At 31.3% G+C, this 17,357-nt stretch carries 11 protein-coding genes; 5 read left to right on the plus strand and 6 right to left on the minus strand.

The genetic code is table 11. From position 1 onward, the window contains the following. The first annotated feature begins 152 nt into the window (after positions 1-152). Positions 153-2,519 (plus strand): glycoside hydrolase family 95 protein, encoded by a 2,367-nt coding sequence (locus ABDX67_RS11670; protein WP_347175210.1) that lies wholly within the window; start codon positions 153-155, stop codon positions 2,517-2,519. Further along, positions 2,520-4,085 carry a GMC family oxidoreductase gene (locus ABDX67_RS11675; protein WP_347175211.1) on the plus strand — a complete coding sequence of 522 codons (1,566 nt, stop codon included), beginning with the start codon at positions 2,520-2,522 and terminating at the stop codon, positions 4,083-4,085. It abuts the gene before it with no gap. A 144-nt stretch (positions 4,086-4,229) separates the two neighbouring features. Here ABDX67_RS11675 and ABDX67_RS11680 read toward each other — a convergent pair whose 3' ends face one another. The 4 genes from ABDX67_RS11680 to ABDX67_RS11695 form a co-directional block, all read right to left on the minus strand. Then, entirely contained in the window at positions 4,230-4,844 is a 615-nt protein-coding gene (locus ABDX67_RS11680) for a LysE family translocator (protein ID WP_347175212.1), read from the minus strand. Between the two features lie 94 nt (positions 4,845-4,938). After that, positions 4,939-6,000, minus strand: a complete 1,062-nt coding sequence (locus ABDX67_RS11685; RefSeq protein WP_347175213.1) for a quinone-dependent dihydroorotate dehydrogenase — start codon at positions 5,998-6,000, stop codon at positions 4,939-4,941. A gap of 134 nt (positions 6,001-6,134) precedes the next feature. Beyond that, positions 6,135-8,561: a phenylalanine--tRNA ligase subunit beta gene (gene pheT / locus ABDX67_RS11690; RefSeq protein WP_347175214.1), complete on the minus strand. Its 2,427-nt coding sequence runs from the start codon at positions 8,559-8,561 to the stop codon at positions 6,135-6,137. Positions 8,562-8,662: 101 nt separating this feature from the next. Further along, positions 8,663-9,853, minus strand: coding sequence for a THUMP domain-containing class I SAM-dependent RNA methyltransferase (locus ABDX67_RS11695; RefSeq protein WP_347175215.1), 1,191 nt, complete (start codon positions 9,851-9,853; stop codon positions 8,663-8,665). Between the two features lie 68 nt (positions 9,854-9,921). Between ABDX67_RS11695 and ABDX67_RS11700 the strand changes: the two genes are divergently transcribed. The 3 genes from ABDX67_RS11700 to ABDX67_RS11710 are packed head-to-tail and all read left to right on the plus strand — an operon-like array spanning position 9,922 to position 13,788. Beyond that, complete coding sequence (locus ABDX67_RS11700) at positions 9,922-12,375, plus strand: T9SS type A sorting domain-containing protein (protein WP_347175216.1); 2,454 nt, start codon at positions 9,922-9,924, stop codon at positions 12,373-12,375. 7 nt (positions 12,376-12,382) lie between these two features. Next, positions 12,383-13,111, plus strand: a complete 729-nt coding sequence (locus ABDX67_RS11705) for a class I SAM-dependent methyltransferase (protein WP_347175217.1) — start codon at positions 12,383-12,385, stop codon at positions 13,109-13,111. Beyond that, a complete protein-coding gene (locus ABDX67_RS11710) occupies positions 13,111-13,788 on the plus strand; it encodes a ZIP family metal transporter (RefSeq protein ID WP_347175218.1) in 678 nt (225 codons plus the stop codon). The genes ABDX67_RS11705 and ABDX67_RS11710 overlap by 1 nt, the downstream gene beginning before the upstream one ends. Before the next feature lie 7 nt (positions 13,789-13,795). On the opposite strand, the gene ABDX67_RS11715 is transcribed toward ABDX67_RS11710, so the two are convergent. Continuing rightward, the gene (locus ABDX67_RS11715) at positions 13,796-14,896 is read right to left on the minus strand and encodes a hypothetical protein (protein ID WP_347175219.1); all 1,101 of its coding nucleotides are present in this window, start codon (positions 14,894-14,896) and stop codon (positions 13,796-13,798) included. Positions 14,897-15,142: 246 nt separating this feature from the next. After that, entirely contained in the window at positions 15,143-17,338 is a 2,196-nt protein-coding gene (gene recQ, locus ABDX67_RS11720; protein ID WP_347175220.1) for a DNA helicase RecQ, read from the minus strand. Positions 17,339-17,357 lie beyond the last annotated feature (19 nt).

Consider the following 17,357-nt stretch of genomic DNA (forward strand, 5'->3'; position numbering starts at 1 on the left):
ATGCAATTAATTTATACAACCAAATAAGATTACACGTATCTTTAGACTATAAAACACCAAATATGGTATATAAATTATCAGCGTAAATTCAATTTTAACCTGTAGCCATATTTCAGGACTAGACATTCTTAAAATAGTATAAATATCTACTCATGAGAATTACACGTTCTATTCTAGTCAAATTCTCTTTTTTGTTATTGCTAACGATACTTATTAGCTGCAAGAAACAAATACATCAAAACGATTTAAAACTCTGGTACAAACATCCTGCAAAAGATTGGAATGAAGCTTTGCCGCTTGGAAATGGCAAATTAGGCGTGATGGTTTTTGGAAATACAAGCAACGAAAGAATTCAATTAAATGACGATTCTCTTTGGCCAGCAGATTTAAATTGGGAAGAACCAAGTGGAACGAAAGATGATTTAAACACCATAAGACAACTATTATTTAAAGGTCAAAATGATAAAGCAGACGCCTTGTATGTTGAAAAATTTTCTAATAAAACCGTTGTAAGATCGCATCAAACTTTAGGTGATTTGTTCTTAGATTTTAATCACAAAAACATTACGGATTACAGAAGAGAATTAAATATTAGCAATGCAACTTCATCAATTACTTATAAGGCTAACGGGAAAAAAATTAGCGAAAAAGTGTTTGTTTCTAATCCAAATAATGTCATTGTTATTTCCTTAGAATCAGAAGCTAAAAACGGATTTAATGGAAAAATAAGATTGACTAGACCAAAAGACAAAGGTTTTGAAACCGCTACTACCAAAGTAAGCAACCAGTTGTTAATAATGAATGGAGAAGTTACACAGCGCGATGGTCAATTTGATTCTAAACCTGCGCCAATATTGAAAGGTGTAAAGTTTGAAACACGTTTAAAAGCGGTGAACGAAAACGGTAACATACTTTACGGAGATACTTTTTTAGAACTACAAAACGTCAACAAAGTAACACTTTATATTGTTTCTAATTCGTCTTATTATTATCCAAATTATCAGCAACAAAATCAAATAGATTTAGATAAAATTGAAAAATCAACTTTAGAATCCATCAATAACACACACGTAAAAGATTACAAAAACTTATTTGACAGAGTAGAATTACAAGTAAAATCTAACTCGCTAGATTCACTAACCACAACAGAAAGATTGGCAAGAGTAAAAAACGATAAAACAGATATTGGTTTAGAAACCATGCTTTTTCAATTTGGACGCTATTTATTAATAAGTTCTTCAAGAAAAGGTACAAATCCTGCAAATTTACAAGGATTATGGAATCCGTATATAAAAGCACCTTGGAATAGCGATTATCATTTAAACATCAATCTGCAAATGAATTATTGGTTGGCTAATTTGACCAATTTAGACGAACTAAACGCTCCTTTATTTGATTATATTGACAAGTTGGTTGCAAACGGAAAAGTTACTGCAAAAAAGAATTTTGGATGTAACGGAACATTTATTCCGCATGCATCAGATTTATGGGCTTCAACTTGGTTAAGAGCTCCAACTGCTTATTGGGGTTGTTCTGTTGGCGCTGGCGGATGGTTAATGCAACATTATTGGCAACATTATGTATTTACAAAAGATAGTACTTTTCTACAAAATAGAGCTTTTCCTGCGATGGAAGAAGTAACAAAATTTTATAGCGATTGGTTGATTGAAGATCCAAGAGATGGTTCTTTAATTTCCGCTCCTTCTACTTCACCAGAAAACAGATTTTACACCAAAGGTGGCAAAGCAGTGTCAAGTACTTTAGGAACTGCAATGGATCAACAAATAATTGCAGAAGTGTTTGATAATTATATCAAAGCATCAGAAATTTTAAAAAAAGAGAATCCTTTTTTAGAGAAAATTAAAAAGCAACGTAAAAAGCTAAGAAAAGGATTTGTAATTGATAAAAATGGTCGCATTTTAGAATGGGACAGACCGTATAAAGAAACGGAACCTGGACACAGACATATGTCTCATTTGTATGGTTTTCATCCAGGAAACAGTGTTTCTGTTGATAAAACTCCCAAAATATTTAAAGCCGTAAAAGAAACATTAAAATATCGATTAGAAAATGGTGGCGGTGGAACGGGTTGGAGTCGTGCTTGGTTGATTAATTGTAGCGCACGGTTATTAGATGGCGAAATGGCTTATGAACACATTCAATTATTATTAAAAAAATCGATGTTTAATAATTTGTTTGATGCGCATCCTCCTTTTCAAATTGATGGAAATTTTGGTTATACAGCTGGAGTTACAGAAATGTTATTGCAATCTCATGAAGAAAACATTATACGATTATTACCAGCATTACCAAACAATTGGAAAACGGGAAGTATTACTGGAATAAAAGCGCGTGGCGGAATTACTGTAGATTTGTATTGGAAAAATAATCAATTACAAAAAGCAGTTTTTAACGCAACTCATAACAATACATTTCACTTAGTTTATAAAAATAAAAAAGAACGTATCAAAATTATAAAAGGTGAAAATTTTATTTACAAACCTAAAAACAACATTTAAATGGAATACGACTACATCATAATTGGTAGCGGTTTTGGAGGTTCTGTAAGTGCTTTAAGATTGTCCGAAAAAGGGTATAAAGTCTTAGTGATAGAAAAAGGAAAATGGTATCAAGCAGCAGATTTTCCCAAAACAAATTGGGACATCAAAAGATGGCTTTGGCTACCTTTCATTAAGTGTTTCGGAATCATGAAATTGTCTTTTTTTAGACATATAACCATCGCTTCTGGAGTTGGTGTTGGTGGCGGATCGTTAGTATATGCAAATACATTACCAATTCCTAAATCGCCTTTTTTTAATTCTGGAAGTTGGAGCGAACTCAATAATTGGGAAGAGGATTTAAAACCTCATTATCAAACAGCTTTAAAAATGTTAGGCGCAACGATTACTCCACAATTATTTGACGGAGATAAAGCCTTGCAAAAAGTTGCTAAAAAACTTTCAAAAGAAGCACAATTTTCACCAACAAATGTTGCTGTGTATTTTGGCAAACCAAATGTTTCTCATCCAGATCCATATTTTGAAGGAAAAGGACCCGAAAGAGTTGGTTGTATTTTTTGTGGAGCTTGTATGACTGGCTGTCCAAATAATTCAAAAAACACGTTGGATAAAAATTACCTATATTTTGCGCAAAAAAATGGCGTTAAAATAATGGCAGAAAAAGAGGTTTTTGATATCAAACCAACTAAAAGTAGCGATGGTTCTGATGGATATGAAGTGTATATAAAAAATAGTACAAGCTTTTTTAAGAAGAAACAAAAAATTAGCACAAAAGGCATTATTGTTTCTGGCGGCGTTATAGGAACTATTAAATTACTTCTTAAACTTAAAAAAACATCTTTACCTCGATTTTCTGATAGATTAGGTCAAGATATTAGAACAAATAATGAAACGTTGATTAGTGTTTCTACTTTAGATGACACATTAAATCTTTCTAAAGGAGTTGCCATTGGTAGTATTTTACATACTGATGAAAACAGCCATTTAGAAATTGTTAGATATGGCGAAGGATCAAATGCTTGGAAATTTTTACACGTGCCTTATTCAGTATCAAAAAATCATCTTATAAGATATTTGAATATCTTTTGGAACTTTTTAAAAACGCCATTAGCATATTTTAAAATTTATGTTAAAAACAGTTGGGCAAAAAAAACGGTGGTGTTGCTGTTTATGCAAACACTTGACAGCACGTTGGTTTTTAAGAATAGTATTTTTGGCGGCATGAAAACCAACGTTGGTTTTGGTAAAAAACCTACGCCATTTATTCCAGAATCGATAGCATTAACTTCTCAATATGCTAAAGAAATTAACGGAAAACCAACTACTTTTATTGGCGAAGCATTGTTGGGAATTCCATCTACGGCACATGTTTTAGGTGGCGCTGTTATGGGAAAAGATAGTTCTACTGGCGTTATTGATAAAAACAATAAAGTCTTTGGATATGAAAACATGTATATTATTGATGGCTCCATGATTTCTGCAAATCCAGGTGTAAATCCGTCTTTATCAATTACCGCAATTGCAGAAAGAGCCATGTCTAAAATACAACCAAAATCAGTTTTATAGTTTACTTTAGGTCTTACTGAAATTAATTCCTTTGTTTCTAAACTTGTTTTTTGATAACTTAGCTAACTCTTGATATAAAACATTTATGCTGAACTAGTTTTGGTATTGAAATGTCCTAAAACATCTAAGTTCGTGAATCTACTCTTAAATCAAAATAAAAGCAGCAATTCCTACAAATACCACAATTTGTAACCATTTAAAAAACACTCCTGCGTTTTTATGACTTGTTGTGTATTTAGAAATACTACCTGCTAAGAATGCAATAGCGCTAAATACAATAAAAGAAGTTAAAATAAAAAGTCCGCCCAACACATAAAACTGAATTACTGTAGAAATTTCTTCCGAGAATAAAAACTGCGGAAAAAATGCCAAGAAAAATATGGTTACTTTTGGATTTAATACATTCATCCAAAAACCAGTTTTAAACAATTGAAATGTAGTTTTTTGTTGTACGTTATCCGTAGAAAAAACAATTTCAGAGCTACTTCTAAAAACTTGATACGCCAAATACAATAAATAACCAGCACCAAAAAGTTTAATCGCAAAAAACAGGTTTTCGTTTCTCTTTAAGATTTCTGAAACCCCGAATGCCACCAAGGTAGTATGAATGATACAGCCTGTCATCAATCCATACACAGTTGCCAAACCAAATTTTCGTCCGTTTACCATACTTTGTGTCAACACAAAAATATTGTCTGGCCCTGGAGAAACAGCTAAAGCTAGCGTAGCCAATACAAATGAAAAAAGGATTTCTATCATTGAGGTAAAATTACTCTTTTTTTGTCATTCCTAGGAAAGCTGGAATCTAGACATTTTTATTATAAGATTCCTGCCTTCGCAGGAATGACAACTCTTATATTTGTTGTAAAATCGATTTATTAATTTTCTTAATCAAACTCGGGCCTTCATAAATAAAACCCGTATAAATTTGGACTAAATCTGCACCAGCTTTGATTTTTTCTAACGCATCTTCAGCAGAATGAATGCCTCCTACTCCAATAATTGGAAATGATTTGTTAGAATTGTCTGCTAAATATTTAATCACTTTAGTGCTTTGTGCTTTAATCGGTTGTCCGCTAACTCCACCATTTCCTATTTCCGCTAAACGTTCTTTAGAAACCTTTAAATTATCTCTTGTGGTTGATGTATTGGAAGCAATTACTCCGTCAATCTTTGTTTCTGCAACCAATTCAATAATTTCATCTAACTGAGTATTGTTCAAATCTGGAGCGATTTTAAGTAATATTGGTCTAAGACCTCTCGACTCTGCTCGAGGTGACAAAGAAGCTAATTCTGTATTTAGTTTTTGACAAGCCGTAATCAACTCAACCAAATAAGCTTTGTCGTTTAGTTTTGCATGACTTCCAACATTTGGACAACTCACATTTAATACAAAGTAATCTACATACGGATGTAAGGCTTTAAAAACTTCACAATAATCTGTCGTATAATTTTCTGGTGTTGTCGTAGTGTTTTTCCCTAAATTTCCGCCAATAACAACCTGACCTTTATTCTTTTTTAAATTGCTAATCGCAGCTTCAATTCCGTCATTATTAAAGCCCATTCGGTTGATGATTCCTTTATCATCTTTTAAGCGAAATAAACGCTTTTTAGGATTTCCAATTTGTCCTTTTGGCGTCACCGTTCCTATTTCTATAAAACCAAATCCGAAGTTTGCCAGTTCGTTATAAATTACTGCATTTTTATCAAAACCCGCAGCTAAACCAACTGGGTTTTTAAAAGTAATTCCGAATAAATTTCTTTCTAAACGTTTATCGTTTACCTGATACATACTACTAATAATCCCTGGTACAAACGGAATTTTATGCAAGAATTTAATCACCGAAAAAGTAAAATAATGCACTTTTTCTGGATCAAAAAGGAATAATATTGGTCGGATAAGTAGTTTGTACATCTTCTTTGACTGGTCGAGCGGAGTCGAGACCTATTTTAAGCTTACACATTTTAATGACCTCTCGACTCCGCTCGAGGTGACATTTTATTAATTATTATTATTTATAAAAAAAGCTCCAAAAAGGAGCTTAAAATTTATCTTAAAACAGCTTCTAAGTTTTTCTCAAAAGTTGCTTGTAATTTTTGCATTATTTTATCAATCTGTTTGTCTTCTAAAGTTTTGTTTTCGTCTTGCAACACAAAACTCACAGCGTACGATTTCTTTCCTTCAGGTAATTTATCCCCTTCGTAAACATCAAATAAATCTACTTCTTTTAATAGATTTTTTTCTGATTGATTTGCTAAATTATAAATCTCTTTAAAAGTGATTTTGTTATCAATTAGCAATGCTAAATCTCTTTTTACTGCCTGATATTTTGGTAATTCTGAAACTTTAATTTTCTTATTTCCACACAGTTTTAAAACATTATCCCAATTAATATCTGCAAATAAAACTTCTTGTTTAATTCCAAATTCCTTTAAAACACAACGTTTTACCACTCCAAAATCTACCAATTTATTTTTCCCTAAACTCAATGTAATTCCTTCAGAAAACACATCATTTCTTGTAGGTGTTGTTTTAGCGTTGTTTATTCCTAATCGTTCTAATACAGCTGTAATAATTCCTTTTACATAAAAGAAATCTGAACTTTGCGATATGGTTTTCCAACTATCTTTTGTTCTGCTACCAGTTACAAATAAGGTTAAATGCTTGTCTTCTTGATATTTATCATTGTATTTATGATATGTTTTTCCAAACTCATACAACTTTAATGCAGCATTTTTTCTATTGATATTATACGCAACCGATTCTAATCCGCTAAACAATAAAGATTGACGCATTACTTTTAAATCGCTACTCAGCGGATTCAACATTTCAACGTTATTCTCTTCGTTTAAATTTTCTGTTAATGTAAGATAATCTGTTTTTGTTAACGAATTTGCCATCGTTTCATTAAATCCTAATGAACTTAATTGATTGGCAACAATATTTTCTACTTTAACTTCTTTGTTGATGTCAAAAGAAATTGATGTATTTAATTTATGAGAAAACTCAATATTATTATATCCGTACACACGTAAAATCTCTTCAATAATATCAGCTTCACGCTGTACATCTACTCTGTAAGATGGAATTGTTAATCCTAATCCTCCTTCAGTTTCGCTACTAATTTTAATTTCTAAAGAAGCTAAAATATTTTTAATAGTTTCTCTAGATATTTCTTGACCAATTAAACGATCTACATTTTCGTACGCTAAAAATACTTGGAAATCTTCAATTTTTTCTGGATAAAAATCCATAATGTCTGAAGCTAATGTTCCGCCAGCATATTCTTCTATTAATAATGCGGCGCGTTTTAAAGCGTATTCTGTTAAGTTAATATCAATTCCTCTTTCAAAACGAAAAGAAGCATCGGTATTTAATGCATGTCTTTTTGCTGATTTACGAATAGAAACGGGATTAAAATAAGCGCTTTCTAAGAAAATACTTGTTGTGTTTTCTGAAACTCCAGAAGCCAATCCTCCAAAAACACCAGCAATACACATCGGGTTAGATTCTGCATCACATATCATAATGTCATCCGCACTTAATTCTCTTTCTATTTCGTCTAAAGTTGTAAATTTTGTTCCTTCTGGTAAGGTTTTTACCAATACTTTATTCCCTTTAATTTTTTGCGCATCAAATGCGTGTAAAGGTTGACCTAACTCATGTAACACATAATTAGTAATGTCAACTATATTATTTTTTGGTGTAATTCCTATTGCTTTTAAACGATTTTGAATCCATTCTGGAGAATCTTTAACTTCTAAATCAGTAATTGAAATTCCACAATAACGAGGTGCTAAATCCTTACTTTCTACCTCAACATCAATTTTTAACTTTCTTTCATCTACGTGAAAATCACTAACAGAAGGAGAAATTAATTCGATGTTAATATCTTGCTGCATTAAACCAGCACGTAAATCTCTTGCCACACCTAAATGACTCATGGCATCTGCTCTGTTTGGTGTTAAACCAATTTCAAAAACTTCATCTTTTTCTATATTAAAAACTTCAGCAGCTGGTGTACCTGGTTTTAAATTAGCATCTAAAACTAAAATTCCGTCATGAGAACTTCCTAAGCCTAATTCATCTTCAGAGCAAATCATTCCGTGACTTTCTTCGCCTCTAATTTTTCCTTTTTTGATTTTAAACCCTTCGCCATTTTCATCGTACAAAGTTGTTCCAATAGTTGCAACAGGGACTTTTTGTCCGGCAGCAACATTTGGCGCGCCGCAAACTATTTGAACTGGTTCTCCAGAGCCAAGATTTACTGTAGTAACTTTTAATCTGTCTGCATTTGGGTGTTGAACACAAGTTAATACTTCTCCAATTACAATTCCTGCTAAACTTCCTTTTATCGACTCTTTGGTTTCAATTCCTTCTACTTCTAGTCCTAAGTCAGTTAATAATTCTCCTGCTTTTTGTGCTTCCCAATCAACCTGTAAAAATTGTCGCAACCAATTGTAAGATATCTTCATGTTTCTTTTATCAAATTTCAGGTGCAAATTTAAGCATTTTATCTGTATTATTTATCAGTAAAATAGCTTGTTTTGTCCTTCTTTTTATACTTATTTTTTAATTAATCTTCTAAATCTTCTTCTGGGATTTCACGTTCGTCAGAACGTATTTTTCTTGTTCCAGCATAGATATCATACCGAACCAAACGACAATCTAAATCTCCATTTTTAAGCGGAATTCTTTTTGATGTTCGCAACCCAACATGTTTTAAAGCTTGTAAATCTGAAGTGATAAACCACACTTTAGAATCTGGATATCCGTTTTTTAGCGTATCTCCAATTTTCTTGTAAAATTCTTCAGTATCAATATTCAAACGTTCGCCATACGGCGGATTAAACAAAATTGTGGTGTTGCCAAAAACTTCTTTTTTTGAATTGAAAAAGTTCACGTGATGCACACCAATAAATTCATCTAAATTTGCATTTTCGATATTGTCTTGTGCTTTTCTAACGGCAGATGGTGCTTTATCAAATCCCATAATTTTAAAATGAGAACTACGTATTTTTTTCAATAATACATCTTGAATTAAAAAGTACAAATCTTCGTCATAATCTTTCCAATTTTCAAATCCAAAATGTTTTCTGTTGATGTTTGCCGGAATATTATTTGCAATCATGGCTGCTTCAATTAAAATAGTTCCAGAACCACACATCGGGTCTATGAAATTTTCATCACCTGTATAACCAGAAAGCAACACCAAACCAGCAGCTAAAACTTCATTTATTGGCGCAATATTTGTTGCTGAACGATAGCCACGTTTATGTAAAGAATCTCCCGAAGAATCTAAAGAAACTGTACACCATTCTTTTTGAATATGCACATGAATTTTTAAATCTGGATATTTTACATCAACATTTGGTCTTCTGCTATATTTATGTCTAAAATAATCTGCAACTGCATCTTTAGATTTTAAGGTAATATAATGAGAATTTGTAGTAAAATGCTTCGAATTTACAACTGCTCCAATAGAAAAAGTTCCATCAACATCTAAATAATTTTCCCAGTTAATTTTTTGCAAACTTTCGTACAAATCTTCTTCATCATACACTTTAAAAGATTTGATAGGTTTTAAAATTCTGATAGCAGTTCTTAATGCAATATTTGCTTTGTACATAAAGCCTTTATCGCCTTTAAAAGAAACATTTCTGATTCCAACTACAACATCTTGCGCTCCTAAATTTCGCAATTCAGTTGCCAACACTTCTTCTAAACCAAACATGGTGGTCGCCACCATTTTAAAATCTTTATTCATATTCATTCTGCAAAAATAATTTAATATCTTTGAATAGACTTCTTTTTTAAAATTTAAAATATCTAGTTATGAGAACAAAATTACTTTTCATTTTATCCTTCTTATGCACATTTAGTTTATTCAGCCAACAGTGGCAAAGAACTGGTGGGCCAATTGGAGGTTTAGGTTATAATATAAAAATTGACCCAACAAATAATCAGATTATTTATATAACGGATGCACTATCTGGAATTCATAAAAGTATAGATGGTGGTAATACTTGGGTTCCAAAAAACAATGGAATCACTTCAAGAAATGGAGATTCTAATGATGCAATTCCTGTTTTTACTGTAGCTATTGATCAAAATAACCCAACAACTGTTTGGGCAGGAACACAATATGATAGTGGAATCTATAAATCTACTGATAGTGGAGAGAACTGGACAAAGAAAAACAAAGGTATTATAGAAACAAACATTGTTTTTAGAGAAATTAGTATTGTTAATGGTGATTCTAATACTATTTTTGCAAGTGGTGAAGTTCCTACTGGAAATCAAGGAAACGAGTTTGAGAAAGTAAATGGAGTAATTTATAAATCTTCAGACGGAGGAGAAAATTGGACAAAAATCTGGGAAGGCAATAGTTTAGCTAGATGGTTATGTATTGGTACAAATCCAATTAATTTAGTTTCATCAACAGGAATATTTGATCGTGAAGCATCAAATACTAGTGGAGTAGGAATTATTAAATCTACTGATGGCGGAACAACTTGGAATCAATCAAACACAGGAATTACTGGAAGTCTTTTTGTTGGCGGAATGTCTGATGCTGCAACACCAGGTTTGATATATATAGCAACAGGAAATAATGCTGAAGTAAATTTAAATACACCAATTAAAGGTGGAGTTTTTAAATCTACCAATGGTGGAACCACTTGGATGCAAGTAATTTCTTCAACAGATGTAATTTTACCTGGTTATACAGAAGATGTTTTTAACGCAGTAAAAATTGCTCCTTCAAATAACAATATTGTCTATGCAGCAAGTAGTTATGCCTTTTATAGAAGTGATGATGCAGGAGCTACTTGGACTGGACATCGAGGTGGAACACCAAGTTCTCCAGCACCTTGGGGACCAGCAGGAATAAGAGCTGGAGTTCCAATTGAAATTACAATTGACAAAACAAATCCTGATATTTTATACGCTTCAAATTATGGAGGCGGAATTTTTAAATCTATTGATGGAGCCAAAACTTGGGAAATTCTTGGCACAGGTTATTCTGGTGCAACTATTCATAAAATTGCTACAGATCCACAAAATTCAGCTTCATTTTTAACTATCGGAAGAAGTGGTCCTTTTAAATCAACTAATATTGGTGCAACTTATGATGGTTTATACTATAGAGAAGCAAATAATGCAGAATGGTATAGTGCGGCTATTCATCCAACAAACAGCAATTTGTTATTTATTTCTGATGAACATGAAGGAGTTATTTTAAAAAGTTCTGATAGTGGAAATAGTTGGACTACAAAATTTAATCAACCAACTGCAAATGCAGGTACATTTAATCAAAGGCATGGTGCAAAAGAAATTGTGATTTCTAAAAGCAATCCAAACACAATGTATGCTGGTTTTGCGTATCAATTTTTTTATACTGATCCTTATAGCACAACTTTTCCAAATAGTTTTGGAGTTTATAAATCTATTGATGGTGGTGAAAATTGGTTTCAAAGTGGAACTACAGGAATTGCAGCAACAAACTTAAACATTACAGCTTTAGCAGTAAATAACACTGATGAAAACTCGGTTTATATTGGTTTAAGAGGAGATGGATTATTTCATTCTACTGATGGTGGCGCAAATTGGACAAATATTGGTCAAGGAATTCCTGACCAAACTATACACGCAATCGCGTTGGCAGATAATAATTCAATTATTTATGCTGGTACTAAAAGTAAAGGTGTTTATAAATCAACCGACAACGGAAACAGTTGGACGCAAGTTTTAAGTGAAGTAAATACTACTATCGGTGATGAACCTACAAAATTAATTACAGGAATTGTTGTAAATCCTACAAACAAAAACAATATAGTTGTTGGTGATATTCATACAGGAGCATATATGTCTACTGACGCTGGCGCAAATTGGACAAATATTTCTCAAGGATTAACCAATAGAGCAATCACTTCTTTAGCTTTTTCATCTGATGGAAAAATAGTATTTACAGGAACAAAAGGAGCTGGAGTTTTTTCATACAACACTTCTACGCTAGCAGTTGATACTTTTAATAATATTTCAGCAATAAAAAATGTATATCCTAATCCAAGTTCAGGTAAAATTACTTTAGATTTGCAGTCCAATAATTTAAAAAGTATAGACATAGAAATCTATTCGATATTGGGAAAACGTGTGCTTAAAAAAGCATACAAAGTAAATAATAACAAAGTAGAAATAAATATTGAGCATTTAAGTAAAGGAATGTATATTGTAAGTTATCATTTATTAAACGGGCAAAGAAAAACATCAAAAATTTTAATTGAATAACTCAAAATTGAACACTAAAAAAGATTGGTTTACATCGTGGTTTGATACGCCATTTTATCATATTCTGTATAAAGATAGAGACGATACTGAAGCGCGTATTTTTATGAAAAACATTACTACGTTTTTACAATTAAAACCCAAAACACATATTTTAGATTTAGCTTGTGGAAAAGGAAGACATTCGGTTTTCTTAAATTCTTTAGGTTATAAAGTTACTGGAGCAGATTTATCTGAAAATAATATTTCTTTTGCAACTACTTTTGCCAATGAAAACTTAAGTTTTACAGAACATGATATGCGAAGTTCTATTAAAAATAAATACGACGCTATTTTTAATTTGTTTACCAGTTTCGGATATTTTGAAGATGATGAAGAAGACATTAAAGTATTACAAAACATAAAAAACGGATTGAAAGAAAATGGAATAGCCGTTATCGATTTTTTAAATGTTTTTGATGTAAAAAAGAATTTGGTTAGCAATGAAGTAAAATCTGTTGATGGAATTGACTTCTTTATTCATAAAAAAATTGAAAACGGTTTTATCATTAAAGAAATTGAATTTACTGTTGATGGAGAAAAGCACTCTTATTTTGAAAGAGTTAAATATTTAGACAAAGAAAAATTCACTTCCTATTTTAAAAAAGCCGGATTAAAAATAAATCATACTTTTGGTAATTATTCTTTGTCAGATTTTGATAAAGAAACCTCAAATAGATTAATATTTGTAGTATCGTAATGAGTTATATATTGTTAATTCTTTCTGTATTAGTTGGTGCTTTGGTGGTTTTAATTTTTAAACCATCAAACAAAATTACACGATTATTGTTGTCGTTTAGTGGCGCCTATTTATTATCTGTTACCATCTTACATTTAATGCCAGAAGTTTATATTGAAACAAACAATACAACAAGAGTTGGTATTTTTATTTTAACCGGAATTGTAATTCAATCAATTTTAGAATCATTTTCTAAAGGTGCAGAACACGGGCATATTCATGTACATTCTCATAAAACAAAATTTCCGATATTACTTTTTATCAGTTTATGTATCCATGCATTTTCTGAGGGAATTCCAATTCATTCTGATGACACTAATTTATTATTAGCAATTGTTGTACATAAAATTCCGATTGCAATTGTTTTAATAACTTTTTTAATTCATTCTAAATTTAAAAAAAGCACAATAATAACTTTCTTAAGTGTTTTTGCTTTCATGAGTCCGTTAGGAGTTTTAGTAGCTGATAAAATAGCTTATATATCAGATTATCACACAGAAATTACTGCATTAATAATTGGAGTGTTTTTACACATTTCTACCATTATATTATTTGAAAGTTCTGAAAATCATAAATTTAACCTTCAGAAGTTTATTGCTATTTTACTAGGAATTTTAGTAACTATTTTTACAATTTAGCAAAAATTTAATCGAATCTTGGGTTTACAGCTGTGTTAAACATCGATCCAAACGTGTAACTGAATCCTATATTAAAGAAATAATTATAACCAGATTTTATTTGTTGTTGTTGTAATAGAATTTCCTCTACAGTTAGATTACCTGCTGGTAAATTAATTTGATTATTTGTAATGTTATAATTCCCTCCAACATTAAAAGAAAAGCCTTTAAAGAGTCTAACTCTAGCGTTTAGATTAAAAGAAAATTGATTCAATGCAGTATCATGCAAATAACTTTCATATCGAACAGCGCCATTAATATTTCCCCAAGTTTGCTTAACGCTAGCTTCTATACCTAAAGAATGATTCCATAAAAGTTCTTCATTTTTTCCAAAAACTGTTTTTTCAATATATTCTGTGTAATCTCCTCCAATTCTATACGCTAAAGTCAATTGCTTTTTAAACGACTCTGCATAATCAAAAAAGTTATATTCAATGGCTGGAGCTAATTTTGCATATAAACTTTTATTTGAATAATCAGAACCACCAAAATAGCTAAATACACCAGCTGACCAGTGACTGTTTATACTAAACACATTGTATAAGGTTACATTTTTATTACTATTTTTATACACTTGATCTGGTTCACCTTCAAATTTATACACAGATTTATCACTTCCATATCTTAATCTAAAGATAAATTTATTTTTCTCTGTTATTCTTCTACCAGATGCATTAAAGTTTAAATTGCTGCTACTATATGTTTCTTGTCCGCTAAAAAAACCGTTAGCCCCCAAACTAAAAATCCAATTATTCCAAGGATCAACTTCCTCTAATATATCTTCTGGTTTAGATTTTTTTATTGAAATAGTTATTTTATCCTGCAAACCTGCTTTTAACCAAAAACGAATTAAACCTAAACGAATACTCTTTAGCATTAAACTACGGACTTCATCTCTTGTATTATTTGAGTTTGAAGAGAAAGCAATTTTACCCTTAAACTCTTTATAATCATTTTGCCCAACAATTTCAATTTCATAAACTCTACCACCACTTCCATTGTTTTGGTTGGTAAAAAATAAATAGACGTCAGCAAATTCCTGATCTCTTACAAATTCGACATGCTCCAAATTTTGTTTGATATAGGATTGATCACAAAAATTACAATTTAAAAAAACATTTAATTTAGATTCTTTTTCTTGAGAGAAAGTTGCAGTTATTGAAAATAACAATAACACAAGTAGTGCACTTCTTTTAATTAGTATATTTATATTTTTATGGAGCGAAAAGTACAATTATCGTGCCTTAAAAATGTTAAGAGTATGTCAAAGGAGTGTTAAAAAAGAAGACAGGGTTTTTAAAACACTGCTGTATAATTAATTAGCAACTTCGTTTATAAATTTAATTCGCATTAATCGAAGTTCTTCTTCATCATAATCTCCATCAAATTCATCTAAAGCTTCTTGAATTTTATCAGATTCAGCTTCCATAAAGTAGTCAAAAATTTCTTCTTGTTGTTCTTCATCTAATAAATCATCTAAGCTATAATTGATGTTTAATTTGGTGCCAGAAAAAATAATAGCTTCCATTTCTTTAATCAATTCTTCCATGCTTAATCCTTTTGATTTTGCTATATCGATTAAAGGTAATTTTCTGTCAGTATTCTGAATGATGTATAATTTTAAACCTGAATTTACTCCAGTACTTTTTACTACTAGATCATCTGGTCTTAAAATATCATTTTCATCAACATATTTTGCAATTAGTTTGATAAATTCTGCTCCATATTTACGTGCTTTTCCTTCTCCAACTCCATGAACATTAGCTAAATCTTCTAAAGAAATAGGATATTTTAACGCCATATCATCTAAAGAAGGATCTTGGAAAACAGCAAAAGGCGGAACACCTAGTTTCTTTGCAATATTTTTTCGTAAATCTTTTAACATTGCCATTAATTTATCATCTACACCACCAGCATTTCCTTTAGTATTTGTAATGATAGAGTTATCGTTTTCGCTAGAATACGTATGATCTTCCGTCATTAAAAATGAGGTTGGAGAATCAATAAAGTTTAATCCTTCTTTTGTTATTTTAATAACTCCGTATTGCTCAATTTCTTTACGCAAATATCCAGCAACTAAAACTTGTCTAATCAACGCCATCCAATACGTTTTATCTCTGTCTTTTCCAATTCCAAATAATGGTTGACGATGTGTTCTGTGAGAAGTTAACATGGCATTTTCTTTACCAACAATGGTACTAACTACATCTTTTGCTTTGTATTTTTCTTTAGTATCTCTAACTACAGAAAGTAGTTTTACAACTTCCTCTTTCGCTTCGTGTTTTTTCTTTGGGTTTTTTGTGTTATCATCTAATTCTGCACCCAAACCATTTACTTCATCAAACTCTTCTCCAAAATAATGCAAAATATACTTTCTTCTATTCATAGAAGTTTCTGCATAACCAACAACTTCTTGTAATAAAGCATGACCAATTTCCTGTTCTGCAACTGGTTTACTTGCCATAAATTTTTCTAACTTTTCTATATCTTTATAAGCGTAAAAAGCTAAACAATAACCTTCGCCGCCATCTCTACCAGCTCTACCCGTTTCTTGGTAATAGCTTTCTAAACTTTTAGGAATATCATGATGAATTACAAAACGCACATCTGGTTTATCAATTCCCATTCCGAATGCAATTGTTGCAACTACAACATCACAATCTTCCATCAAAAACATGTCTTGATGTTTTACTCTTGTTTTGGCGTCTAATCCTGCGTGATACGGAACCGCTTTAATTCCGTTTACCTGTAATACTTGTGCAATTTCTTCTACTTTTTTTCTACTTAAACAATAAATGATTCCTGATTTACCTACGCGTTGTTTAACAAAACGGATGATATCTTTATCTACATCTTTTGTTTTTGGTCTTACTTCGTAAAATAAATTTGGTCTATTAAAAGACGCTTTAAACGTTTTAGCATCAGAAATACCTAATGTTTTTAAAATATCTTCTTGAACTTTTTCTGTTGCTGTTGCAGTTAAACCAATTACAGGAACATTATCAATTTGTTTAATTATTGTTCTAAGGTTTCTATATTCTGGTCTAAAATCGTGCCCCCATTCAGAAATACAATGTGCTTCATCAATGGCTACAAAAGATATTTTTTGAGTTCTTAAAAAAGTAACATATTCTTCTTTTATTAAAGATTCTGGGGCAACATATAACAATTTTGTTATTCCATTTTCAATATCACTTTTAACTTGTGCAACTTCAGTTTTATTTAATGAAGAATTTAGCACGTGTGCAATTCCTCTTTGTTCAGAGATACCACGAATTGCATCTACTTGGTTTTTCATTAAAGCAATTAAAGGAGAAACAACAATTGCTGTTCCTTCGCTCATCAATGCAGGTAATTGATAGCACAACGATTTTCCTCCTCCGGTTGGCATTATTACAAAAGTGTCTTTTTTTTGTAAAATGCTTTTAATAACTTCTTCCTGTAAACCTTTGAACTTATTGAATCCGAAAAACTTTTTTAACGGTACATATAAATCAATTTCATCACTCATATCAATCAATCAATCTGGG

The organism is Polaribacter uvawellassae (assembly GCF_039748955.1).
In the GTDB taxonomy this organism is placed as follows: domain Bacteria; phylum Bacteroidota; class Bacteroidia; order Flavobacteriales; family Flavobacteriaceae; genus Polaribacter; species Polaribacter uvawellassae.

Coding starts and splice junctions, on each gene's coding strand:
- ABDX67_RS11670 (WP_347175210.1), top strand. CDS start 153: ATGAGAATTACACGTTCTATTCTAGTCAAATTCTCTTTTTTGTTATTG.
- ABDX67_RS11685 (WP_347175213.1), bottom strand. CDS start 6,000: ATGTACAAACTACTTATCCGACCAATATTATTCCTTTTTGATCCAGAA.
- ABDX67_RS11680 (WP_347175212.1), bottom strand. CDS start 4,844: ATGATAGAAATCCTTTTTTCATTTGTATTGGCTACGCTAGCTTTAGCT.
- pheT (WP_347175214.1), bottom strand. CDS start 8,561: ATGAAGATATCTTACAATTGGTTGCGACAATTTTTACAGGTTGATTGG.
- ABDX67_RS11710 (WP_347175218.1), top strand. CDS start 13,111: ATGAGTTATATATTGTTAATTCTTTCTGTATTAGTTGGTGCTTTGGTG.
- ABDX67_RS11695 (WP_347175215.1), bottom strand. CDS start 9,853: ATGAATAAAGATTTTAAAATGGTGGCGACCACCATGTTTGGTTTAGAA.
- ABDX67_RS11700 (WP_347175216.1), top strand. CDS start 9,922: ATGAGAACAAAATTACTTTTCATTTTATCCTTCTTATGCACATTTAGT.
- recQ (WP_347175220.1), bottom strand. CDS start 17,338: ATGAGTGATGAAATTGATTTATATGTACCGTTAAAAAAGTTTTTCGGA.
- ABDX67_RS11675 (WP_347175211.1), top strand. CDS start 2,520: ATGGAATACGACTACATCATAATTGGTAGCGGTTTTGGAGGTTCTGTA.